Genomic DNA, 20,812 nt, shown 5'->3' with positions numbered 1-20,812 from the left:
GCGCTCGACCTGGGCCTGCCCGACCCGGTCCGCGCCCCCGGCCTGCCCGAGGAGGTCCGGATCCACGAGGTCGGGCCGCGCGACGGGCTGCAGAACGAGAGCTCCCTGGTGCCCGTCAAGGTCAAGGCCGAGTTCATCGGCCGGCTCGCCGCCGCCGGGCTGCGGACCGTCGAGGCGACCAGCTTCGTTCACCCGAAATGGGTACCCCAGCTCGCCGACGCCGAGGAGCTGGTCCCCCGGCTCGCCGGCCTGCCGGAGCGCCACCCCGGTCTGCGGCTGCCGGTGCTGGTCCCCAACGAGCGCGGCCTCGACCGCGCGCTCGCCCACCACGCCACCGACATCGCGGTGTTCGCCAGCGCCACCGAGACCTTCGCCCGGCGCAACCTCAACCGTTCCGCGGACGAGGCCATGGCGATGTTCCGCCCGGTCGTGACCCGGGCCACCGAAGCCGGGGTCACCGTCCGCGGCTATCTCTCGATGTGCTTCGGCGACCCCTGGGAGGGGCCCGTCCCGGTCGACCAGGTGGTCCGGTACGGCGTCCAGCTGCTGGAGATGGGCTGCGCCGAGCTGAGCCTCGGCGACACCATCGGCGTGGCCACCCCCGGCCAGGTCGGCGCGCTGCTGGCCGGGTTCGCGAAGGCCGGCGTGCCCGTCGGCCGGATCGCCGTGCACTTCCACGACACCTACGGCCAGGCGCTCAGCAACACCCTGGCGGCGCTGCGCGAGGGCGTCACCACGGTGGACGCCTCGGCGGGCGGACTGGGCGGCTGCCCGTACGCGAAGAGCGCCACCGGCAACCTGGCCACCGAGGACCTGGTGTGGATGCTGCACGGGCTCGGCGTCCGGACCGGCGTCGACCTGCGCGCGCTGGTCGCGACCAGCGGCTGGATGGCCGGGCAGCTCGGCCGCCCGAGCCCCTCCCGCACCGTCCAGGCGCTGCTCGGCGCCGCCCGGGGCTGACCCGCCCCGCCCGACTTCCCGGCGCCGGCCGCCCGAACGGTCCGGCCGGCGCCACCGCACCGCTTTCATCCGTCAACCACACCGTGCGACCGTCACACCGTCAGACGGACGCCGGCCGTCCCGCTCATGCCCGCGGCCACCCCGGCCGGGCACCAGGAGGATCAGATGCTCGACCACCGGCTCAGCAGCGAGTACGAGGAACTGCGGCGCACCGTCGCGGAGTTCGCCCAGGACGTGGTGGCGCCGAAGATCGGCGGGTTCTACGAGCGGGAGGAGTTCCCCTACGAGATCGTCCGCGAGATGGGGCGGATGGGCCTGTTCGGCCTGCCCTTCCCGGAGGAGTACGGCGGCATGGGCGGCGACTACTTCGCCCTCGGCCTCGTCCTGGAGGAACTCGCCCGCGTGGACTCCTCGGTGGCGATCACCCTGGAGGCCGCCGTCTCGCTCGGCGCGATGCCGATCCACCGCTTCGGCACCGAGGAGCAGAAGCGCGAGTGGCTGCCCCGGCTGACCTCCGGCGAACTCCTCGGCGCCTTCGGCCTCACCGAGCCGGAGGGCGGCTCGGACGCCGGAGCCACCCGCACCACCGCCCGCTACGACGAGGCCACCGACGAGTGGGTCATCAACGGGACCAAGTGCTTCATCACCAACTCCGGCACCGACATCACCGGACTGGTCACCGTCACCGCGCTCACCGAACCGATCGCTCGTTCGAGTGAAGAAGGCGAATTGCGCTCGCCCGTGCGGGAGATCTCGTCCATCATCGTGCCCACCGGGACCCCGGGGTTCCAGGTCTCGAAGAAGTACTCGAAGGTCGGGTGGAACGCATCCGACACCCGCGAACTGTCCTTCACCGACTGCCGCGTCCCCGCGGCCAACCTGCTGGGCGAGCGTGGCCGAGGCTACGCCCAGTTCCTGCGGATCCTCGACGAGGGCCGCATCGCGATCGCGGCCCTGGCCACCGGCCTGGCCCAGGGCTGCGTCGACGAGTCCGTCAAGTACGCCGGCACCCGCCGGGCCTTCGGCCGCCCGATCGGTGCCAACCAGGCCATCCAGTTCAAGCTGGCCGACATGGAGCTGCGCGCCCACACCTCCCGCCTGGCCTGGCGGGACGCCGCTTCCCGGCTGCTGCACGGTGAACCGTTCAAGAAGGAGGCCGCGATCGCGAAGCTGTACTCGTCCGAGGCCGCCGTCGACAACGCCCGCGAGGCGACCCAGATCCACGGCGGGTACGGCTTCATGAACGAGTTCCCGGTCGCCCGCTTCTGGCGCGACTGCAAGATTCTCGAGATCGGGGAGGGCACGTCCGAAGTCCAGCGCATGCTCATCGCCCGGCAGCTCGGCGTCACGTCGTGACGATCGGCAGCTGACCGTCGACTCCTGACGGCCGGCTTCCGGTGGTCACCCCGGGAGCCGGGCCCACCGGGCCAACCCACCGCTCCACAAGGGCTGTTGAGGAGTGACCGCGTCGGCGGGTACCGCCGCCGCGGGGACTCCGCGGCAGCGGGCAGTCCTCAAGGGATCACGATCACCGGGCGGTTGGCCCGCCGCGCCAGCCGCCCGGAGACCGAGCCGAAGATCTTGCCGAGCAGGCCGTGCGTCGTGCCGACGACGATCGCGTCGGCGGCGTACTCGCGGCCGACCTCCTCGATCTCGTGGCAGATGTCGCCGCCCCGCTCGATCAGGACCCACGGCACCCCCGCGAGGAAGTCCGCGCAGGCGAGTTCCAGGCCGAGGACCTCCGTGCGGTGGTCCGGGAGATCGACGAAGACGGGAGGCTCACAGCCCGCCCAGACCGTGGCGGGCAGGCGGTTGGCGACGTGCACGATCACCAGGCCGCACTGCGACCGGCGGGCCATGCCGACGGCGTAGGCGAGGGCGCGCTCGCTCGACAGCGAGCCGTCGAAGCCCACCACGACGCCGTGCTGGAACACCGGATCGAGGGAGCGCCCGGGCGCGTCCGCCGCCGACGGCTCGGTGTGCCCGCCGAGCGGACCGGAGGCAGTGTCCGGACGTTCGGCGCCGGGGCCGGGGCGGCCCGTCACCGGGGGCTCCGCGGGCCCGGCCGGACGCCCGTCACGGCGCTGGCGCGGCCCGGGACGGTCACGCCTGGAGAGGCCGCCGCGCCGGAGGCCGCGCAGGGCGCGCACCAGGGCGTGGGGTTCGGCCCGCCCAGGGCTCGCGGCTGCGGGCCGCGGCGTCCCGACGGCGCCTGCCCGTCCGCCGTCCGGCCCGCCGTCGGGGTGGGCCGAACCGTCGGCACGGCCGCCGACCTCGGCACCGGTGCCGGCACCGGGGTCGAGGTCGAGGTCGGCGCCAGGATCGCGGCCGGTAGCGGCACTGCCGTCCGCATGCTGTTCGGGCTGCCCGCCAGGCAGTTCGCCGCGCCGCTCGCCGCGCTGCTCGCCGATGCGTCGGTCGTCGAGCTCGGCGACACATGGCTCGACACGCTCGTCACGCGCGTCGTCGCGCTCGTTGACGCGGTCGTCGTCACGCACGCCGGCGCGGTCGTCCGGGCGCTCGTCGAGCTGCCCGCCGGACGGGTCGAGGTGGGTGCGGGCGCCGTCTCCCCGGGGCCCTGCGCCCGCACTGTGGGGCGCGTCCGGTTCGACCGGTCGGGAAGGCTCAAAACCAGCCATGGCTCACGGCTCTTCAAGGGAGAGGGGCCGACAGGAGAGGAGGACAACGCTGCCCGGGCAGCAGGCCCGCCCACGGGATGACGTCGGTCGGCGACGCGCAGCACCGTATGTGACCTGTTCCTTTCAGAGTACGACGAGCACGGGGCCCGGCCCAGCGGCGAAGCCCCGGAGCGGCGTTGTTCCCGCGAAAGGAGGATGCGCCCGCCGTGGCAGTGCGCCCTGCCCGCAGGCGATCGCGCCCCCCTCCAGAACGGAGGTTCTAAGGAGCTTGACTGAGCGGGCCCAGTGGCGCAACAGGCCCGCCGGACACCGTGACCGGACTGTCATGGATTGGCGACGATCCGTTGCGGAATGTCGCCAACCGTTACGTCCCACGGATCCCGGCCTGCTCACCGGCCCGCCCGGGCCCGCCCCGTCCATCCGGTGTCCGGGTCCTTTCAGCCACTTCGTACGGCTTCGCGACGCGGTCTGGCATTTGCCAGGTGCATGGGCCGGGCCGCTGGCACCATGCTCGGCATGCCGCTGCTCCTGTTCGACCTCGACAACACGCTGCTCCCCCGGGACGCCGCCTTCCGGGCCTGGGCGCGGGACTTCCTGTCCGAACACCACCTGCCGCCCGGGGACCTCGACTGGTTCGTCACCCTCGACGGGGGCGGCTACGTGCCGCGCAGCACCGTACTGTCCGCGGTCCGGCGCCGCTATGGCCTGGACGCCTCGCCCGAGTTCCTGCTCGCGCACTTCCGACGCGGCATCAACTCGCACATCCACTGCCCGCCCCGGACGGTGGAGGCGCTGCGGACCGCGCGGGCGGCCGGGTGGACCCTCGGCATCGTCTCCAACGGCGGCACCCGGCCGCAGTTGGAGAAGATCCGGCGGACCGGGCTGGGGCCGCTGGTCGACGGCTGGGTGATCTCGGAGGAGGCCGACTGCGTCAAACCGGACCCGCTGATCTTCGAGATAGCCGCCCGGCGGTGCGGCATCCGACCGGCCGGGGACTGGACGGCGCACACCTGGATGGTCGGGGACCACGCGCCCGCCGACATCGCCGGTGCCGAACTGGCCGGGCTGCGCAGCGTCTGGCTGCACCACGGCCGGCCGTGGGCGGAGAACGGCTACCGGCCCACGCTGAAAGCGGCCGGGATCCCGGAGGCCGTCGGCCTGGTGCTGTCCGCGCGCAACGCACCCTCCGCACGCAACGCGCCCTCCACGCGCACGGGCGCCCGGCCAGGGGTGCGCGCGGGTGGGTCCGGGCAGCAGCAGGCGGCCACCGTGCCCGCCCGTGCGACGGCGCAACTCGGCGCACGGACCGGCGCACGTGCAACGGCGACCGCCCTGGAGGGTCCGAGTGCGCCCGTTCCCGTGAGCGTCGGGACGGCCGTCGCCCCGGTTGCCGGGGCCGGGTCCGGTGTCCGAAACCGATCAGGCGGGTTTGCCGCGATCGCCGACGGCCTCCAACGCCCGGGAGCGCGCCGGGGGCCGGACGCCGGGGCGGCCGGGGACCTGCGGACGGGCGGTGGGGCGGAGCCGGGCGCGAACCGCGACCGGTCGTTCGCGCCGGGGCGGTCAACCCCCTTCCGCAGCGCGGCTGGTGGGGCGGGTGGAGCCGAAGGTGCTGGTGGAACGGGTGGTACGGGCAGTGCGGGTGGGGCAGGAGATATGGACGGGACGGGTGGGACGGGGCCTGCCCGTACGGTGTTCGCCGTGGCGCCCGCCGTCGCAGAGGTCGTCGCCGTGGTCGCCGCGGCGGTCGCCGGGTAGCGCGGGCCCGCAGGTCAGCCTCTCGGTGAGGTCCTGGTCCACCACCAGGTAGGACCCTGTCCGGTGAACCCGAGCTTGCGGTAGAGCGGTTCACCGACCGAGGTGGCGACCAGGGTGGCCGGGCGGTCCGGGTGGGCATGGGTCAGCGCGGCCTCCAGCACGGCCCGGGCCACGCCCCTTCCGCGCTGGTCGGGCAGGGTGGCCACCCAGTACACCCCGGTGGCGGTGCCGTCGTCGTAGGTGAGGCAGGCACCGGCCGGTGCTCCGTCGACGCGGCCGAGCCAGGCCCGGCAGCCGGGTTCGGCGAGCAGCCGCTCCGGGAGGGCTTCGCCGCGGGTCCAGGGCTGTCGGGCGGGCAGCGGGAAACCGTCCACGACGATGCGTTCCACCAGCGCGAGGGCGTCGCCGTCCGATGCCTCATCAACCGTCAGGAGGGCGCCGTCGTGCGCCGTCGAGACGAAGGGCAGCCCGGCGTCCGGGCCGTCGACCGCCGCGTCGTCGACCGCCGGGCCGTCGGCCACCGAGCCGGCGGCGGTCACACCGTCGACCGGTCCGGGCTCCCGGGCCATCACCGGCATGAGCGGCATCAGGACGGCTCCGAGGTGGGTCAGGTCGAGCCCGCCGTACGGGTCCTCCAGGGTGAAGCGGATGGTGCCCCACTCGGCCTGGAGCTCGGCCAACTGCCTTTCCAACACGGCTGGTTCGGCGTAGGGGCGGGTGACCACGAAGCGCTGGGAGTCGTCCGGGGTGCGGGCGCAGCGGACGGCCGTGAGGCCCGGTCTGACGCGGGAGTGCCAGCCGTGCGCACGGGCTTGGGCGAGCCAGAAGGCGGCGGCGTTGTCGTTGGCCTGTTCGAGCCGGCGGTCGGTGTTCACGGCAGGAACGTAGCCGGGCCGCGGGGGTAACGGTCCGCCCGTCCTGGCACTGGCCGGATGAAGCCTGGGAGGCGCACGGCCGGTGCCCGTGCGCCCTCCCGTGCACCGCCGATTTTCGGTCAATTTCGCGCCACGTGCTCCGCCTTGGGCAAATCCGCAGCCCAGACCCGCCGACCGGGCGCCCGGAAGCCGGACACCCCAGGAACCGTCCTGCGACAACCAGCCACCGTTGTACCGGCCCTCTTCCCAGAAGGGTCGACGGGTGCCACGCTTCGTGATCGAATGCATCACGCCAAATTGCCATGTCGACATAGCGTCGGATGGTGAACTTGTCACAACGGCAACGGTCCACCCGATAGATTTCGATCTTGGCCAGCAGTGCCGCACCACCCACACCACACCACCGAGGGGGCTTGAGCGCCTTGAGCAGGGTGAGCAGGAGCGACGCGGGTCCTGACAGCGGCCAGGCGCCGACCGGCACCGCGAGTCGGCCCGTGAGAAGCACCGGCACCTCCGCGATCGCCGCCACCACCCGCGCCTCCGGCATCCCGAGCCCCTCGGGCCACGCCTCGCACTCCCCCTATCCCGCCGTGCCGTCCGCAGCCCCCGGCCACTCCCCGGTCGAGCACGGCGGCCCCGCCCCGTACGGCGCGCAGCCGGCCCAGGGCGGACATCCGGGCGGGCACCAGAGCGGGTACCCGGGTGGCTACCCGAACCCCGCCGGACAGCCCGTCAGCCGAGGCCCCGTCAACCCGGGCCACGGCGCGGCGCACGGACCCGGCCACGGCGCGGCGCACGGCGCGGGCCAGCCCCACGGCGGCCCCGCGCAGCCCTACGGCGACTACCCGGGCTACCCCGGCCACCCGGCCTACCCCGCCACCGGCGCGGCCCCGGGGCTGAACGGTTCCGGCGCCGGCCCGCTCGGCGGCGGCGGCCTGGCCCTGGGCACCGCCCCCGGCCACGGCCCGCTGGGCCACGGCGCCCCGGGCGGCAACGGCTCCGCGGGCGCGCTGGCGACCATCGGTTCCCCGCGCAAGCTGTCCGGCCGGCGCCGCCGGGAGACCGTCGCGGTGCTGATCTTCGGCGGCGCACCGATCTTCGAGAGCTCGATCCCGCTCTCCGTCTTCGGCGTGGACCGCCAGGACGCCGGGGTGCCCCGCTACCGACTGCTGGTCTGCGCCGGGGAGGAGGGACCGCTGGCCACCACGGGCGGCCTGACCCTCTCCGCTCCGTACGGGCTGGAGGCGCTCGCCCGGGCCGGCACGATCGTCGTACCGGCCTGGCGCTCGATCTCCCAGCCGCCCCCGGTCGAGGCGATCACCGCCCTGCGCAAGGCCCACCACGAGGGCGCGCGGATCATCGGCCTCTGCACCGGTGCGTTCGTGCTCGCCGCGGCCGGCCTGCTGGACGGCCGCCCGGCGACCACCCACTGGATGTACGCGCCGACCCTGGCCAAGCGGTACCCGCGGGTGCACGTGGACCCGCGGGAGCTGTTCGTGGACGACGGCGACGTGCTGACCTCGGCCGGCACCGCCGCCGGCATCGACCTGTGCCTGCACGTGGTGCGCAGCGACCACGGCGCCGAGGCCGCCAACGCGCTGGCCCGCCGCCTGGTGGTGCCCAGTCGCCGCAGCGGCGGAGGACAGGCCCAGTACATCGATCAGTCTTTACCGGAGGAGATCGGCAACGACCCGTTGGCCGAGGTCGTCACCTGGGCGCTGGAGAACCTCAACCAGCAGTTCGACGTCGAGGTGCTGGCGGCCCGTGCCTACATGAGCCGGCGCACCTTCGACCGCCGCTTCCGCACGCTCACCGGCAGTGCGCCGCTGCAGTGGCTGATCACCCAGCGGGTACTCCAGGCGCAGCGGCTGCTGGAGACGTCGGAGCTGTCGGTGGACGACGTGGCGCGCCGGTGCGGGTTCCGGTCGCCGGTCGCGCTGCGCGGGCACTTCCGCCGTCAGCTCGGGGTCTCCCCGGCCGCGTACCGGACCAGCTACCGGGCGCGCCGCCCCGGGCAGCAGACGCCGACCCCGGCGGCCGACATCCGGCTGCCCGGCGCCCTGTCGCACGCGGCGGCCGCGGCGGGCGGCGGGCTGTTCGGCGGCGCGGGGCACGGCGGGCCGCAGGGCCACCCGTACCCGGCCGGTCCGGGCGCCCAGGGGCAGGCCGGCCAGCCGGGCCAGCACGGGCAGCCGGTCGGTCACGGACAGCAGGTGCCGCACGGACAGGCCGGTCCGTACGGTCCGGGGCAGGCCGGGACGCCGGCCGCCCAGGGCTTCCACGGCCGGGCGGGCCAGCCGTACCCGCACCAGCAGGCCGCGCAGCAGCCGCACCCCGGGCAGCAGGGTGCGGCGCGCGGTCCGGTGCGGTCGCCGCTGGTGCCGCCGCAGGCCGGTCCGGGTGCGGGGCGTCCGCCGCGCACCGCCGAGCACGCGGCGGCCGAGGACGGCCACCCCCAGCCGGGGGCGCGCGGTCAGGGCCAGGGGCACCGCAGCGCGGACGGGCGCCCCGGTGACGAGCCGGGCGCGGCCGGACGGGCGCACGGTGCCCCGGGCGGCCGGGTTCCGACGGGTGCCCCCGGTCAGCCGGCGACCGGGGCGGGTGAGCTCCGGGGCCGGCAGGCGCGGGCTCCCCAGGTCCGCGCACCGGGCGCCCGGGTGACCGCGGCGGACGGGGCACGGGCGGCGCGCGAGGCACGCCCCGGGCGGGAGGGCCACCCGGTCCGCACCGGCCGGGAGGGCGAGCGCCCGGACGGCCCCGGCACGCACGACGGGGCGGAGGAGCACCAGGCCGACGGCTGCGCTCCGGCACCCCGGTCGGCTCCTCCGGTCCCCGCGGCGCGTGATCGCGCCGTAGGGTGAGTTGCGTGAATGACCGTTTGGTATGGATCGACTGTGAAATGACCGGCCTCGACCTCGACCGGGACGCCCTGGTCGAGGTCGCGGTGCTGGTGACGGACTCCGAGCTGAACATCCTCGGCGAGGGCGTGGACGTCATCATCCGCCCCCCGGCGGAGGCCCTGGCGAACATGCCGGAGGTGGTGCGCGCGATGCACACCTCCTCCGGCCTGCTGGAGGAGCTGGAGCAGGGCGTGACCCTGGCCGAGGCCGAGGAGCGGGTCCTGGCGTACGTGCGCGAGCACGTGCCGGAGGCCGGGAAGACGCCGCTGTGCGGCAACTCGGTGGCCACCGACCGCGGCTTCCTGGCCCGGGACATGCCGGCCCTGGAGAAGCACCTGCACTACCGGATCGTGGACGTCTCCTCGATCAAGGAGCTGGCCCGCCGCTGGTACCCGAAGGCGTACTACAACAGCCCGCCGAAGGGCGGGAACCACCGGGCGCTCGCGGACATCCGGGAGAGCATCGACGAACTGCGCTACTACCGCGAGGCGGTGTTCGTGCCGCAGCCCGGCCCGGACGCCGAGACGGCGCGCGGGATCGCGGAGAAGTACCGGGCCGCGACCGACTGACCGGGTCGTCGCGGGGTCGGAGGGGGTGCCGCCGTCGGCCGGGACGGAACCCCGGCGCGAGCACCCTCTCGGATCCTGTACAGTTCTTCCTGTCGGAACGGGAACGCGGAAGCGGGAACGGACCGGACAGATGGTGGGTATAGCTCAGTTGGTAGAGCACCTGGTTGTGGTCCAGGTGGCCGCGGGTTCGAGTCCCGTTACTCACCCCAGAGCCCGAGGGGCCGATCTCTTCAAGAGATCGGCCCCTCGGGCGTTTTCGCGTTCTCGCATCGTCTCGCGTTCTCCGATCGGGCGTGGGCTCAGTTGTGCCCGGCGGTCCGGGTTTTCCGGTCCGCCCCTGCCGCAACAAGCTACCGGCTAGTAACATCGTCGCCATGACCACTCCTTCGATCGGCCAGATGCTCGACGCCACCGTGCCGATGGCGCACACCCTCAAGCTCGAGTACCTGGAGACCACCCCGGACCGCGCCGTGCTCCGGCTGCCCGACCAGCCCGCGTACCACAACCACGTCGGCGGCCCGCACGCCGGCGCGATGTTCACCCTCGCCGAGTCCGCCAGCGGCTGCATCGTGCTGGCCGCCTTCGGGGACCAGCTCTCCCGGGCCGTGCCGCTCGCCGTGAACGCCGAGATCGCCTACAAGAAGCTGGCGATGGGCGAGGTCACCGCCACCGCCGTGCTCGGCCGCCCGGCCGCCGAGGTGGTCGCCGAGCTGGACGCCGGCGGCCGCCCCGAGTTCCCGGTCACCGTCGAGATCACCCGCGCCGACGGCGCCGTCACCGGTGTGATGACGGTCACCTGGACCCTGCGTCCCAACTCCTGACCGCCGCGCGGCCGGTGGCCCCGGGGGACAGCGCCCCGGGGCCACCTGCGCGATGACTGTCCGTGACGGCGGCCGTGACCTCACCGCCCGCCCGCTCGTTCTCAACTCACGTGCGAGCCAATCACGCGACCGAGCCCCAGGAACCCGCCGCCCGCGGCGTCGCCGGAGCACGGCGAGCGGCCGCCCGGTGGTTGCCCCGCCCGCGCACCGTCGCCGCCGGCGGGGCCCTGCTCGCCCAGCTCTGGGGCGTCGGCGCCCCCGGCGCGTACGCGGCCACCGCCGGACCCCCCTCGGAGCAGCCCCGGCCGGCCGTCCGCCGGGCCGCGCACGGCGGGCCCGCGCTCGACGGGCCGTCAGCCGTCCGCCCGGTCGGGCCGGGGCAGCACGGCGGCGCGGACCCCGGCCGCTCCCCCGGTCCGGTCGGCGAACCGAGCGGCGGCGAACCGGCCGACGGTGAACGGACCGGCGGCGCCCGGACCGGCGGCGAGCCGGCGGGCAGCCCGACCGACGGGGCCGCGGGGGTGGTCGACGGTGTCCTCCAGGAGCGCATCCGGGCCGGCGGGCTGCCGCTGCCCGGCCAGGGCACTGCCGTCCCCGACGCCTTCGCCCTCGCCTCCGGTCTGCTCGGCGGTGTCCCCGCCCAGGACCGCCCCACCGGGACCCGCGCCTCCCGCGAGGGCGAACCGGCCGCACTGCCGGTCGCCCCCCGCCCCCGGTCCGGCCGCACCACCGGCGCCGACGACCCGAACGCGCCGGACCGGCCCGGAACGGCCGGGGCGGTGGGGACACCCCTCGTCCGGGAAGCCGCGGCGCACGAGGGGCCGGGCTCGACGGCACCCGCAGGAACGGCCGGTACGGCGACCCCCGCCGCGACCCCGACCGCCCCCGCGGGCACCGGGACGCCCGAGGCCCTCGCCCTCGCCGACACCGCGACCGTGACCGCCGCGGAGGACGGCACCGCCACCGCGACCGCCGTACTGGCCCCCATCGCCGCCGGACTGCTGCTCACCGGCGCGGCGATGTTCAAGCACCGCGGCCTGCCGCGCGGGCACTGAGCCGCCCCCGGCCGCGCGGGCTCAGGGTTCAGAGGTCAGGGCCCAGAGGTCAGGGGTCAAGAGTCAGGGCTCAGGGCCCCAGCTCCACCGCCAGCAGCGGGAGTTCACGCCCGGGTATCGAGCCGGACGGCGTACTGCCGATCCGGACGGCGCCCATCGCCAGGTAGAAGGGCTCGGCGTTCGGGTCGGCGTCGACGGTGAAGCGGCGCAGGCCGAGGGCCCGGGCCCGGTCGCGGACCTCCTCGAACAGGGCCCGGCCGACGCCGCGGCCGATCCGGTCCGGCTCCACGTAGAGCAGGTCCAGCTCGCCGGACGGCGGGGCGCCGTTCAACGCGGCGAACCCCAGCACCCGGCCGCCCTCCTCGGCCACCAGCGTCGACGCCCGTTCGACGGCGGCCGCGTCCAGGGTCAACTCCTCCCGGCAGGCGGCCATGAAGGCCTCGTCGTAACCCCAGTACGCCTTGGCCCGCAGGGCGATGGCGGTGAGCAGCTCCGCCTCGTCCGGGCGGGCGGATCGGATGCGCATGCGGCCCCCTCGCGTCGACAGCGGTCCGGCTGCGGCCAGTGTGCGCCGCAACCGGACCGCACACCAACGGATTTACCGCACGACGGACGGCACCGGAGGACACCGGCACCGGCACCGTCAGCGGAAGACGCCCGGCGGCGGCGCCGGGGAGGGCGCCGCGGTGGCGTCCGTGGCAGGGGTGGCGCCGGCCGTGAAGTCGGCCAGGGCGCGGCCGTGTTCGACCCGGCCGAGGGAGGCGTCGGAGGCGACCCGGCGGGTCAGGTCGGCGATCGGGAGCGGGGTGTGGGCGGCGGCCAGGATGAGGTTCCCGAAGCGCTTGCCGCGCAGCACGGCCGGGTCGGCGGTCAGGGCCAGCTCGGGGAAGACCGCGCCGAGGGTCGCGACCTGGGAGCGGGCGAAGGGCAGCGCGCCGCCGTCGGCGATGTTGGCGGCGTACCAGCCGCCGGGGGCGAGGGCACGGGCCGCGAGGGTGGTGAACTCGACGGTGGTGCAGTGGGCCGGGGTGCGGGCGCCGGAGAAGACATCGGTGATGACCAGGTCGACGCTGCCCTCGGGGGTGCGTTCCAGCACGTCGCGGGCGTCCCCGCCGCGGACCTTGATCTGCCAGCCGCGCTCCAGGGGGAGTTCGGCGCGGACGAGTTCGGTGAGCGCGGTGTCGATCTCGGCGACCTGCTGGCGTGAGCGCGGCCGGGTGGCGGCCGCGTAGCGGGCCAGGGTGAGCGCGCCGCCGCCCAGGTGCAGGACGGTCAGCGGGCGGCCGGGCGGCGCGACCAGGTCGATCAGGTGGCCGAGCCGGCGCTGGTACTCGAAGCCCAGGTGGGTGGGGTCGGCGAGGTCGACCAGGGACTGCGGGGCGCCGTCCACCAGCAGCGTCCAGGCGTGCGGGCGGTCGCGGTCGGGGCGCAGTTCGGCCAGGCCGGAGCCGACCTGGCGGGTCAGCGGCCCCTGGGCGTGGGTACGGCCGTCCGCGCCGGTGGCGAGCTCCGGTTCGGGGCTTCGCGCGGCCCTGTTGCTTCGTCCCATGGAGGCCATTATCGCCGGACGGCGACACGGGCCGGGAGTCGCCGGACGGCGACAGGGGCAGGCGTCCGGGCAGGTCACCGCCGAGCGGGCGCCCCCTGGTCCGGGGGCGTGCCACGGGGATCCGGTCGGAGGCGTACGGGCCCGGCCTGATCCGCGCGGCACGCCCGCTAGAACGGGCCGAGGCCGCCCGCGGTGAGCGTGCAGGCGGCCTCGCAGAGGGCGGAGCGGAGCACCCAGGCGTCGGTGGGGCGGGTGGCGCGGCCGGTTCCGGTGGGCGGGATCACCCAGCGCGGGTCGGTGGCGCCGGGCACCAGGGCGCCGGCCGTACAGGAGCTGCCGGGCAGGTGCCAGGTCTCCCAGGTGCCGGCCGGGACGAGGAAGGAGACGGTGCTGCCGTTGCGGCTCTGCAGGACGGCCCCGCAGGCGCGGCGCAGCCTGAGGATGTCGACGGCCTCCAGGCCGTGCCGCAGGGCGACCGTCACCGTGTCGCAGCCGGTGAGGAGGGTGTCCTCGGCCGGGACGACGGCGTCCCGGCGCAGTCCGCCGCAGGAGCCCCGGCCGCCCTCGACCGGGCCCCGGCCGGGGAACCGGTCGTCGGCGGGGTCGGGGAGCAGGGCGGGGACGGCGGCGGCGAGCACGCCCCCGGCGACGGGTCGGTGCTGCGGCAGTCCGGTGGCCATCATGGGCCCTCCTGTACCTCGTCGGTTCGGAAGCCCTGCCGCCGGGTGTGGGGCCGCGGGGCGGGGACGGGCCGGGGGGACGGCCTGGGCTTCCACGTATCAGGACAACGCCGCGGGACCGCCGGAGGCCACGGGGCGCATTACAGCAAGGCATGGCATTTCATGGCGGATATCCGACAACAATGCCCGCTTTGCACCGGATTGACCGGAGATGTCGCACCAACCGAATGTGTCCGACCGGTGACTCCGAGTACTCTCGGCGCCATGGCAGCCACCCCACCGGCCGAGCCGAACCGACCGTCCCCCAACACCGTGATGCGCGCACTGCGCGGCGACCGCTCACCGGGCGAGTTCGCCACGGCCGTCCGCCGCGCCGCCCGCGAGATCGGCGAGCACGTGTCCTGCGACGCCCGCTACGTCGGACGGGTCGAGTCCGGTGAGATCCGCTGCCCCAACTACGCCTACGAGCGGGTGTTCCGGCACATGTGGCCGGGATGCACGCTCACCGACCTCGGCTTCGCCCCCCGCACCGCCGTCCGCCGCCGCTCGGCGAACGGCGGCGGGGCGTCCGCCGGGGCGGCCGCGCTCCACCTCCCGGTCCATCCACCGTTCCCGCCCCTGCCCGCCCCGCGCTCACCACTCTCCACTCAACTCCCGTACGCTGCCTCGCCGTACGCGGATCCGACCGCTCCGGACGGGCCCCCGTGGCCGATGGCCGGCGCGGTGCCCAGGGGGCCCGATGGATCGCCCTATCTCGACGAGGAGAACGACGACGTGCGTCGCCGTACGTTCCTGGCCGGCGGCACCACCGCGCTGGCCACCGTGATCGGCATCGACCGGCCGGCCGCCGCCGGCCCGGTCGCCCCTGCCGTCACCGCCACCGGCCCCGGCTTCGGCCCGGCGCCCGGCCGATCCGCCTTCCCCGGTGCGGAGTTCACCGCGCCCGCACTGCACGGCGCCGATCCGGTGGTGTTCGGGCGCCCCGGGCCGGTGCCGCCGCTGCGCAAGGTCGGCGCCGCCGAGGTGTTCGGCGTCGAACAGGCCGTCCGGGACATCAGACTGGCCGACGACGCCCACGGCGCGGACGCCCTGTACGAACTCGCCGGACAGTCCCTGCGCACCGCCTACGTCCTGCTCAACGAGGGCGAGTACAGCGCCGAGACCGAGCGCCGGCTCCAGGCCGGGGCCGGTGAACTGGCCATCTCGGTGGGCTGGTTGGCACACGACTCGAACCGGCTGGCGGACGCCCGCTCGTTCTACGCCGAGGCGCTCGCCACCGCCCGGATGGCCGGGGACTCCGCCCTGGAGGCGCACGTCTTCTGCAACAGCGCCTTCCTCGCCCGGGACGCCGGACGCCCGCGCGAGGCGCTGCGCGCCGCACAGGCCGGGCAGTCCGCCGCCCGGGAGGTGGACTCCGCCCGGCTGCTCGCCCTGCTCGCCATGCGCGAGGCCGGCGCCTGGGCCGTGCTGCGGGACCGTTCCGCCTGCGAACGCGCGATCGGCCGGGCCTACGCGCTGTTCGACCGGGGGCCGTCGGAGACCGACCCGGAGTGGATGTCCTTCTTCGGCGAGGCGGAGATCGCCGGGCTGCAGTCGCAGTGCTGGTCCGCCCTGGAGGACTGGGACCGGGCCAGCGAGCAGGCCGCGCTGGCCATAGCGCTCCAGGAGCCGCACTTCGTCCGCAACCGGGTGCTGTACACCGCCGAACTGGCCCACGACCGGCTGGGCCGGGGGGACTTGACGGGGGCGGCGCACCACGGCTCGGCCGCCGTCGCACTGTTCGGCGAGGTCCGCTCGGCCCGGATCCGCAGCATGCTGGCGGACACCGCGGGGCGGCTGCGGCAGCACGCCTCGGTCGCCGAGGTCCGCCGCTTCCTGATCGGCTACGACCGGGCCGCGGCGGCCTGAGCGGACCGACGACCGCCGTGACGGGTCGTCACCACCGGCCTCAGTGGCCCGCGTTCAGCCCCTCCAGGTGGGACAGGTCGTTCCAGACCTCCACCGCCGGGGCGCCGTACTCCCAGGACAGCACGCACAGCGCCGCCGTACCGAGCTTGAACCGCTGGGCGAACTCGGGCGGCAGGCCCAGCCAGCGGGCGGCCAGGATGCGCAGCAGGTGGCCGTGCGCGAACAGGACGACGTCCCGGTCGGCGCAGTGCATCTCGGTGGTGTCCGACTCCGGGACGCCGTGCTCCTCGTTGAGTCCGGCCAGGAAGGCGTCCACCCGGGCGGCGACGTCGGAGAGCTTCTCGCCGCCGGGCACGCCGTCGCGCCAGATCAGCCAGCCGGGGTGGTCGGTGGCCCGGATGTCGGCGCCGGTGCGGCCCTCGTACTGCCCGTAGTCCCACTCCAGCAGTTCGGGGCGGTCGACCGCGCGGTCGCCGAAGCCGGCCAGCGCGCAGGTCTCCTTCGCGCGGCCGAGCGGGCTGGTGTAGACGAGCGCGTCCGGCAGGCCGTTCCAGGGGGCCTCGGCGAGTCGGGCGCCGAGCGCCCGGGCCATCGCCCGGCCCTCCTCGGTCAGCGGGATGTCGGTGCGGCCGGTGTGACGGCCGGTGGCCGACCACTCGGTCTCACCGTGGCGGACCAGCACGATTCGGGCGGGCATGGCAGGCTCCTCGCAACGGGGCGGTCAACGGTCGGTCTCACCCTTGAGCACCGGGCTCCATGATCCCCCACCGGCACGGCGGCCACGATCGCGGGCCCCGGCCGCCCGGTCCGCACCGCGTTGTCGGACCCGGATGCGACACTGGGCCGCACCATGAACGTCTCGACGAACGTCCCGCTCGGCGGGCCCGCTGAGCCGCTCGCCCTGCGGCTCGCCGAGCTGCGCGGACCGGCCCCGCAGCGCAGTCTGAACGCCCGCTCCCTCGCCGCCCTGGCCGCCAATCCGGGCTGCCACCGCCGCGCCGTCCTGGACGCGGCCGGAGTGGACAAGTCGGTGCTGGCCGCCCGGCTCGGCCGCCCCGCCCCCTTCGGGCAGTCCCCGTTCGCGATCGCCCGCGGCCTGGTCTTCGAGTCCCGGCTGAAGGCGGACGACCACGCCGCCCTGCTGGAGCCGCTCCGCGCCCACCTCGGCGTCCCCGCGGACGACCGCACCCCGCTGCTGGTCCCGGACCTGCTGCACCGCTCCGGCCCGGCCGTCCGCGCCGACCGGACGGCCGAGGCCCTGGCCCGGGCCGCCGCCGACCCGGACGCCTGGACGCTGCTGGACCACCCGATGCTGCGGCTCGCCGTCGCCGGCAGCACCGCCTACCTGGAACCGGACGCCCTGGTGGTGCACGGCGGGCGGTGCACGGTGGTCGAGATCAAGTCCTTCCCGGTGCTGGACGGCAGTGCGGACCCGGCCAAGGTCGGCGCCGCCGCCCGCCAGGCCGCCGTGTACGTGCTGGCGCTCCAGCACGCCGCCGCCGCGGCCGCCGGGCTGCCGCTCGCCGACGACCCGTACACCGAGCAGCGGCTGCCGGGCAGCCCCCGCACCACCGTGCTGCTGGTCTGCCCGAAGGACTTCGGCAACCGGCCGACCGCGGTCGCCGTCGACGTCCGCCGCGAGCTGGCCACCACCCGCCGCCAGTTGAGCCGGATGACGGGCATCGGCCGGCTGCTGGAGGCGCTGCCGCCCGGCACCGACTTCGACCTGGCCGCCGACCAGGACGGCGCCCCGGCCCGCAGTACCGAACAGCTGACCGCCTCGGTCGAGGCGGTGCCCGCCGCCTACAGCCCGGACTGCCTCTCCACCTGCGAACTCGGCTTCCACTGCCGCGCCCGGGCCCGCCGCGACGACCGGGTCGAGCAGCTCGGCCGGGGCGTGCGCGGCGAGCTGGGCGACCTCCGGACGGTCACCGAGGCCCTGGCCGCCGCGGCCGGCGCCGGGGGCTCGAACGGCGAGGACGGCGAGGCCAGCGAGGACAGGAACGGGGACGGGGACGGGGACGGCGAGGACGGCGACGGCGCGCACGAGGCGGCCGCACGCCTGGCCTACGCCGCCGCCCTGCGCGCGGAAGCCCTGGGCGGGACCGCATGAGCCTGCTGACCACCCTCGCCCGGCTGGAGGCCGTCCGCAGCGGGCAGGCCGAGCCGCTGGCCACCGTCCGGCACCGGCACCTGTCGGAGCGCCCGATGGTGGTCGTCCCGCTGACCGCCGCCGGTGAGGCCGGCGCGCCGCTGGCCGTCCTGCTGGGCACCGACCGGGACGCGCCCCGGCTGCACCTGGTGCCGCAGCCGCTCAACCGCACGCTCCGGTTCGACTACCTGGCCGCGCTCGCCGCCGACCTGCTGCCCTACCTGGAGTCCTTCGGCACGGACGTCGAACAGATCGAGGGCTCCGAGAAGGACCCGGAGAGCGGCGAGAAGACCCAGGTGTTCCGGGAGTTGTGCACGGACGCGCCGCAGCTGATCGTGCCCAACGGCGGGGGCGTGCACCACCTCGCCCTGATCGGCCGCTCCACCCGCTTCCGCCGCACCGCCGAGGACGCCGACCCGGGCCCCCACCCGGCACCGCTGCGGGTGCCGCTGCTCGGCCGCTGGCTGACCCACCTCACCGACCGCGCCCAGGTGCCCGGTTCCAGCCTGCTGCTGCCGATGACCGGCCTGCTCGCCCGGCACTGGGCCACCGGCCAGAGCCACCTGGAGGACCAGCACCTGGCGGCCCGGCTGGCCTGGCACGCTCCGCCGCCGGGGCTGACCGGGGCCAGGGCGGCCGAACTGGCCGAGTCCGCCCGCGACGAGCACGGCCAACTCGTGCACCCGCCGGCCGGTCCGGCCACCGACCCGGCCTTCGACGAAGGGGTGCTGGCCCCGGCGATCGCCCGCTACGACGCGGCCGTCAACGCGCTGCAGCACAGCACCGAGCAGCGCGACGAGGCCGCCGCCGAGCGCGCCCGGGCGGCCGTCCGCGCGGCGGTCGAACAGCTGGAGCGGGCGCTGTCCGCCGTCCTCCTCCCGACCTGGCGGGACGTCTGGCGGGGCCTGGACCTGCTGCGCGCCCTGCCGCCGGCCGGCCACCTGGAGGAGCGCTGGACCGGCGACCGCTGGTCCTACACCGGACACCGGGACCGCCTGGCGGCCGGCGAGCCCCCGCAGCCCCGGCAGGACGACGCCGTCACCGCGGCCCGCAAACTCGCCCAGCGCGAGCGCGAGCAGGCCCGGCTGGACGTCCAGGAGGCCCTGGACGACCCGCTGGCGATGGCCGAACACCGGCTGTCCGGCGAGGCGTTCAGCGGGGTGGTGACGGAGGTGGTGCCGGACTACGACACCACCGGCCGCTCCCCCAAGCCGCGCCCGCTGGTCACCCTGCGCACCACCGACCGCCCGCACGCCGACCTCGGCCGGGAGGCGCACCGGGTGCACGGCCCGACGGCGCAGAAGGCGCGGATCGTGGCGGTCGACCCGGCCGAGGGCACCATCACACTGCGGGTGCTGTCCGGCATGGGCCGCAAGAAGGAGCCGGAGCCGGGCAGCCTGCCCGAGCCCGGCGAACCGGTCACCTTCACCCTGTTCGAGCTGACGGTCCGCCAGTCCGCGCCGCTGCCCGAACCGGACGACACCCCGTGGACCCACGGCGGCCCGCCGGGCGCCGCCCCGGCCCCGCCGTCCACCGCACCGTCCGCCACCGCCGCTGTCGCCGTCGAGGAGTGGGAGTGATGGCCGAACCGATCGACGCGCAGTCCCCGGGGGCGGCCGCCGACGCCGCCGTGGCCCGGATCCTGGCGGCCACCGTCCACCCCGCGGTCGGCGCGCCGCGCGGCGTGGTGGTGGACTCCCCGCCCGGTGCCGGGAAGTCGACCCTGGTGGTGCGGGCGGCCCGGGAGCTGGTGGCGGCCGGCGAGCGGCTGATGGTCGTCGCCCAGACGAACGGCCAGGTGGACGACCTGGTCGGCCGACTGGCCGAGAAGGCACCGGACTTGACGATCGGCCGACTGCACGCGGCGGACTCCCGCCCCGGCCCGGAGGTGCTCCGGCACGCCAATGTCACGCCCTCCGACAAGGTCGCCGACCTGGTCGAGCACGACGTGGTGATCTCCACCGCCGCGAAGTGGCAGTGGGTGCGGGCCGAGGCGCCGTGGCGGCACGCGATCGTCGACGAGGCGTACCAGATGCGCTCGGACGCCCTGCTGGCGGTGGCCCGGCTGTTCGAGCGGGCGCTGTTCGTCGGCGACCCGGGCCAGCTGGACCCGTTCACCGTGGTCGGCACCGAGCAGTGGGCGGGCCTGTCCTACGACCCGTCCAGCAGCGCGGTGGTGACGATGCTGGCGCACAACCCGCAGATCGAGCCGCACCGGCTGCCGGTCTCCTGGCGGCTGCCGGCCAGCGCGGCGCCGCTGATCTCCCGGGCGTTCTACCCGTACACGCCGTTCCGCTCCGGCACCGGCCCGGACGACCGCGGGCTGACCCCGGCCGTCCGCCCGGACGGCTCGGCGCTGGACGCGGTGATCGACCGGGCGGCCGAGCACGGCTGGGCGCTGCTGGAGCTGCCCGCCCGGCACACCGTGCGGACCGACCCGCAGGCGGTGGCGGCCGTCGCGGCGGCCGTGCGGCGACTGCTGGAGCGTGGGCTGACCGCCCGCTCCGAGCAGGGCGAGGCGCCGCTCACCGCGGACCGGATCGCCGTCGGCACCGCGCACCGGGACCAGGCGGCGGCGGTCCGGGCGGCCCTGCTCAAGGTGGGCGTCCCGGTGGACGGCACGGTCGGGCCGGCCGTCACGGTGGACACCGCGAACCGGTTGCAGGGCCGGGAGTACGACGTCACCGTGGTGCTGCACCCGCTCTCCGGGCGCCCCGACGCGACCGCCTTCCACCTGGAGACCGGCCGGCTCTGCGTGCTCGCCTCCCGGCACCGGCACGCGTGCATCGTGGTCGCCCGGGCCGGGATCGCCGAACTGCTGGACGAGCACCCGTCGACCGAGCCGGTCCAGCTCGGGGTCCCGGTGGCCTTCCCGGACGGCTGGGAGGCCAACCACCAGGTCCTCCAGCACCTCGGCGGCCACCGGGTCCGGCTGAGGTAGCCGGT

Annotated in this window: 16 protein-coding genes, 1 tRNA gene and 2 pseudogenes; 13 read left to right on the top strand and 6 right to left on the bottom strand. The window is 75.7% G+C overall.

Annotated features, from left to right (window positions below; translation table 11 throughout):
* The first annotated feature begins 9 nt into the window (after window positions 1-9).
* Both ACFY2K_RS32300 and ACFY2K_RS32295 read left to right on the top strand, forming a co-directional pair.
* Complete coding sequence (locus tag ACFY2K_RS32300; protein WP_387716215.1) at window positions 10-960, top strand: hydroxymethylglutaryl-CoA lyase; 951 nt, start codon at window positions 10-12, stop codon at window positions 958-960.
* 165 nt (window positions 961-1,125) lie between these two features.
* Window positions 1,126-2,316, top strand: coding sequence for an acyl-CoA dehydrogenase family protein (locus ACFY2K_RS32295; protein WP_375883416.1), 1,191 nt, complete (start codon window positions 1,126-1,128; stop codon window positions 2,314-2,316).
* A 158-nt stretch (window positions 2,317-2,474) separates the two neighbouring features.
* Here the strand turns inward: ACFY2K_RS32295 and ACFY2K_RS32290 are convergent.
* Window positions 2,475-2,936 (bottom strand): annotated as a pseudogene (locus tag ACFY2K_RS32290) (universal stress protein); the annotation flags it as partial.
* A gap of 267 nt (window positions 2,937-3,203) precedes the next feature.
* On the opposite strand from ACFY2K_RS32290, the gene ACFY2K_RS32285 reads away from it, so the two are divergent.
* Both ACFY2K_RS32285 and ACFY2K_RS32280 read left to right on the top strand, forming a co-directional pair.
* Complete coding sequence (locus tag ACFY2K_RS32285) at window positions 3,204-3,680, top strand: hypothetical protein (RefSeq protein WP_387716197.1); 477 nt, start codon at window positions 3,204-3,206, stop codon at window positions 3,678-3,680.
* 435 nt (window positions 3,681-4,115) lie between these two features.
* Window positions 4,116-5,357, top strand: coding sequence for an HAD-IA family hydrolase (locus ACFY2K_RS32280; RefSeq protein WP_387716195.1), 1,242 nt, complete (start codon window positions 4,116-4,118; stop codon window positions 5,355-5,357).
* 14 nt (window positions 5,358-5,371) lie between these two features.
* Here ACFY2K_RS32280 and ACFY2K_RS32275 read toward each other — a convergent pair whose 3' ends face one another.
* Window positions 5,372-6,232 carry a GNAT family N-acetyltransferase gene (locus tag ACFY2K_RS32275; RefSeq protein ID WP_387716194.1) on the bottom strand — a complete coding sequence of 287 codons (861 nt, stop codon included), beginning with the start codon at window positions 6,230-6,232 and terminating at the stop codon, window positions 5,372-5,374.
* A 1,010-nt stretch (window positions 6,233-7,242) separates the two neighbouring features.
* Here ACFY2K_RS32275 and ACFY2K_RS32270 point away from each other — a divergent pair.
* From ACFY2K_RS32270 to ACFY2K_RS32250, 5 genes and pseudogenes are all read left to right on the top strand, one after another.
* Window positions 7,243-8,251: pseudogene (locus tag ACFY2K_RS32270) on the top strand (helix-turn-helix domain-containing protein); the annotation flags it as partial.
* 847 nt (window positions 8,252-9,098) lie between these two features.
* A complete protein-coding gene (orn, locus tag ACFY2K_RS32265; protein WP_375883407.1) occupies window positions 9,099-9,701 on the top strand; it encodes an oligoribonuclease in 603 nt (200 codons plus the stop codon).
* Window positions 9,702-9,834: 133 nt separating this feature from the next.
* A tRNA-His gene (locus tag ACFY2K_RS32260) sits at window positions 9,835-9,910 on the top strand.
* 165 nt (window positions 9,911-10,075) lie between these two features.
* Window positions 10,076-10,522 (top strand): DUF4442 domain-containing protein, encoded by a 447-nt coding sequence (locus ACFY2K_RS32255; RefSeq protein ID WP_350504886.1) that lies wholly within the window; start codon window positions 10,076-10,078, stop codon window positions 10,520-10,522.
* 110 nt (window positions 10,523-10,632) lie between these two features.
* Window positions 10,633-11,577: a hypothetical protein gene (locus ACFY2K_RS32250; RefSeq protein ID WP_380527195.1), complete on the top strand. Its 945-nt coding sequence runs from the start codon at window positions 10,633-10,635 to the stop codon at window positions 11,575-11,577.
* Window positions 11,578-11,647: 70 nt separating this feature from the next.
* Here ACFY2K_RS32250 and ACFY2K_RS32245 read toward each other — a convergent pair whose 3' ends face one another.
* The 3 genes from ACFY2K_RS32245 to ACFY2K_RS32235 form a co-directional block, all read right to left on the bottom strand.
* Window positions 11,648-12,103: a GNAT family N-acetyltransferase gene (locus ACFY2K_RS32245; protein ID WP_380594014.1), complete on the bottom strand. Its 456-nt coding sequence runs from the start codon at window positions 12,101-12,103 to the stop codon at window positions 11,648-11,650.
* A 117-nt stretch (window positions 12,104-12,220) separates the two neighbouring features.
* Window positions 12,221-13,126: a spermidine synthase gene (locus ACFY2K_RS32240; protein ID WP_380594012.1), complete on the bottom strand. Its 906-nt coding sequence runs from the start codon at window positions 13,124-13,126 to the stop codon at window positions 12,221-12,223.
* A 167-nt stretch (window positions 13,127-13,293) separates the two neighbouring features.
* Entirely contained in the window at window positions 13,294-13,809 is a 516-nt protein-coding gene (locus tag ACFY2K_RS32235) for a hypothetical protein (protein ID WP_375883397.1), read from the bottom strand.
* 261 nt (window positions 13,810-14,070) lie between these two features.
* On the opposite strand from ACFY2K_RS32235, the gene ACFY2K_RS32230 reads away from it, so the two are divergent.
* Window positions 14,071-15,714 (top strand): tetratricopeptide repeat protein, encoded by a 1,644-nt coding sequence (locus ACFY2K_RS32230; RefSeq protein ID WP_380594010.1) that lies wholly within the window; start codon window positions 14,071-14,073, stop codon window positions 15,712-15,714.
* A 40-nt stretch (window positions 15,715-15,754) separates the two neighbouring features.
* Here the strand turns inward: ACFY2K_RS32230 and ACFY2K_RS32225 are convergent, their stop codons facing one another.
* Window positions 15,755-16,411 (bottom strand): histidine phosphatase family protein, encoded by a 657-nt coding sequence (locus ACFY2K_RS32225; RefSeq protein ID WP_375883391.1) that lies wholly within the window; start codon window positions 16,409-16,411, stop codon window positions 15,755-15,757.
* Window positions 16,412-16,564: 153 nt separating this feature from the next.
* On the opposite strand from ACFY2K_RS32225, the gene ACFY2K_RS32220 reads away from it, so the two are divergent.
* Genes ACFY2K_RS32220 through ACFY2K_RS32210 form a run of 3 tightly spaced genes read left to right on the top strand, consistent with a single transcriptional unit; the run spans window position 16,565 to window position 20,807 of the window.
* Complete coding sequence (locus ACFY2K_RS32220; protein ID WP_387716190.1) at window positions 16,565-17,827, top strand: hypothetical protein; 1,263 nt, start codon at window positions 16,565-16,567, stop codon at window positions 17,825-17,827.
* Window positions 17,824-19,446 carry a hypothetical protein gene (locus ACFY2K_RS32215; RefSeq protein ID WP_380527187.1) on the top strand — a complete coding sequence of 541 codons (1,623 nt, stop codon included), beginning with the start codon at window positions 17,824-17,826 and terminating at the stop codon, window positions 19,444-19,446. Before ACFY2K_RS32220 ends, ACFY2K_RS32215 begins: the two co-directional genes overlap by 4 nt.
* Window positions 19,446-20,807, top strand: coding sequence for an AAA family ATPase (locus tag ACFY2K_RS32210; protein WP_387716188.1), 1,362 nt, complete (start codon window positions 19,446-19,448; stop codon window positions 20,805-20,807). The genes ACFY2K_RS32215 and ACFY2K_RS32210 overlap by 1 nt, the downstream gene beginning before the upstream one ends.
* The last annotated feature ends 5 nt before the right edge of the window (window positions 20,808-20,812 follow it).

This window comes from Kitasatospora sp. NPDC001309 (genome assembly GCF_042896295.1).
Taxonomy (GTDB): domain Bacteria; phylum Actinomycetota; class Actinomycetes; order Streptomycetales; family Streptomycetaceae; genus Kitasatospora.
Note: the sequence above shows the minus strand (reverse complement) of the source record. Positions and strands in the feature narration are given on the sequence as shown.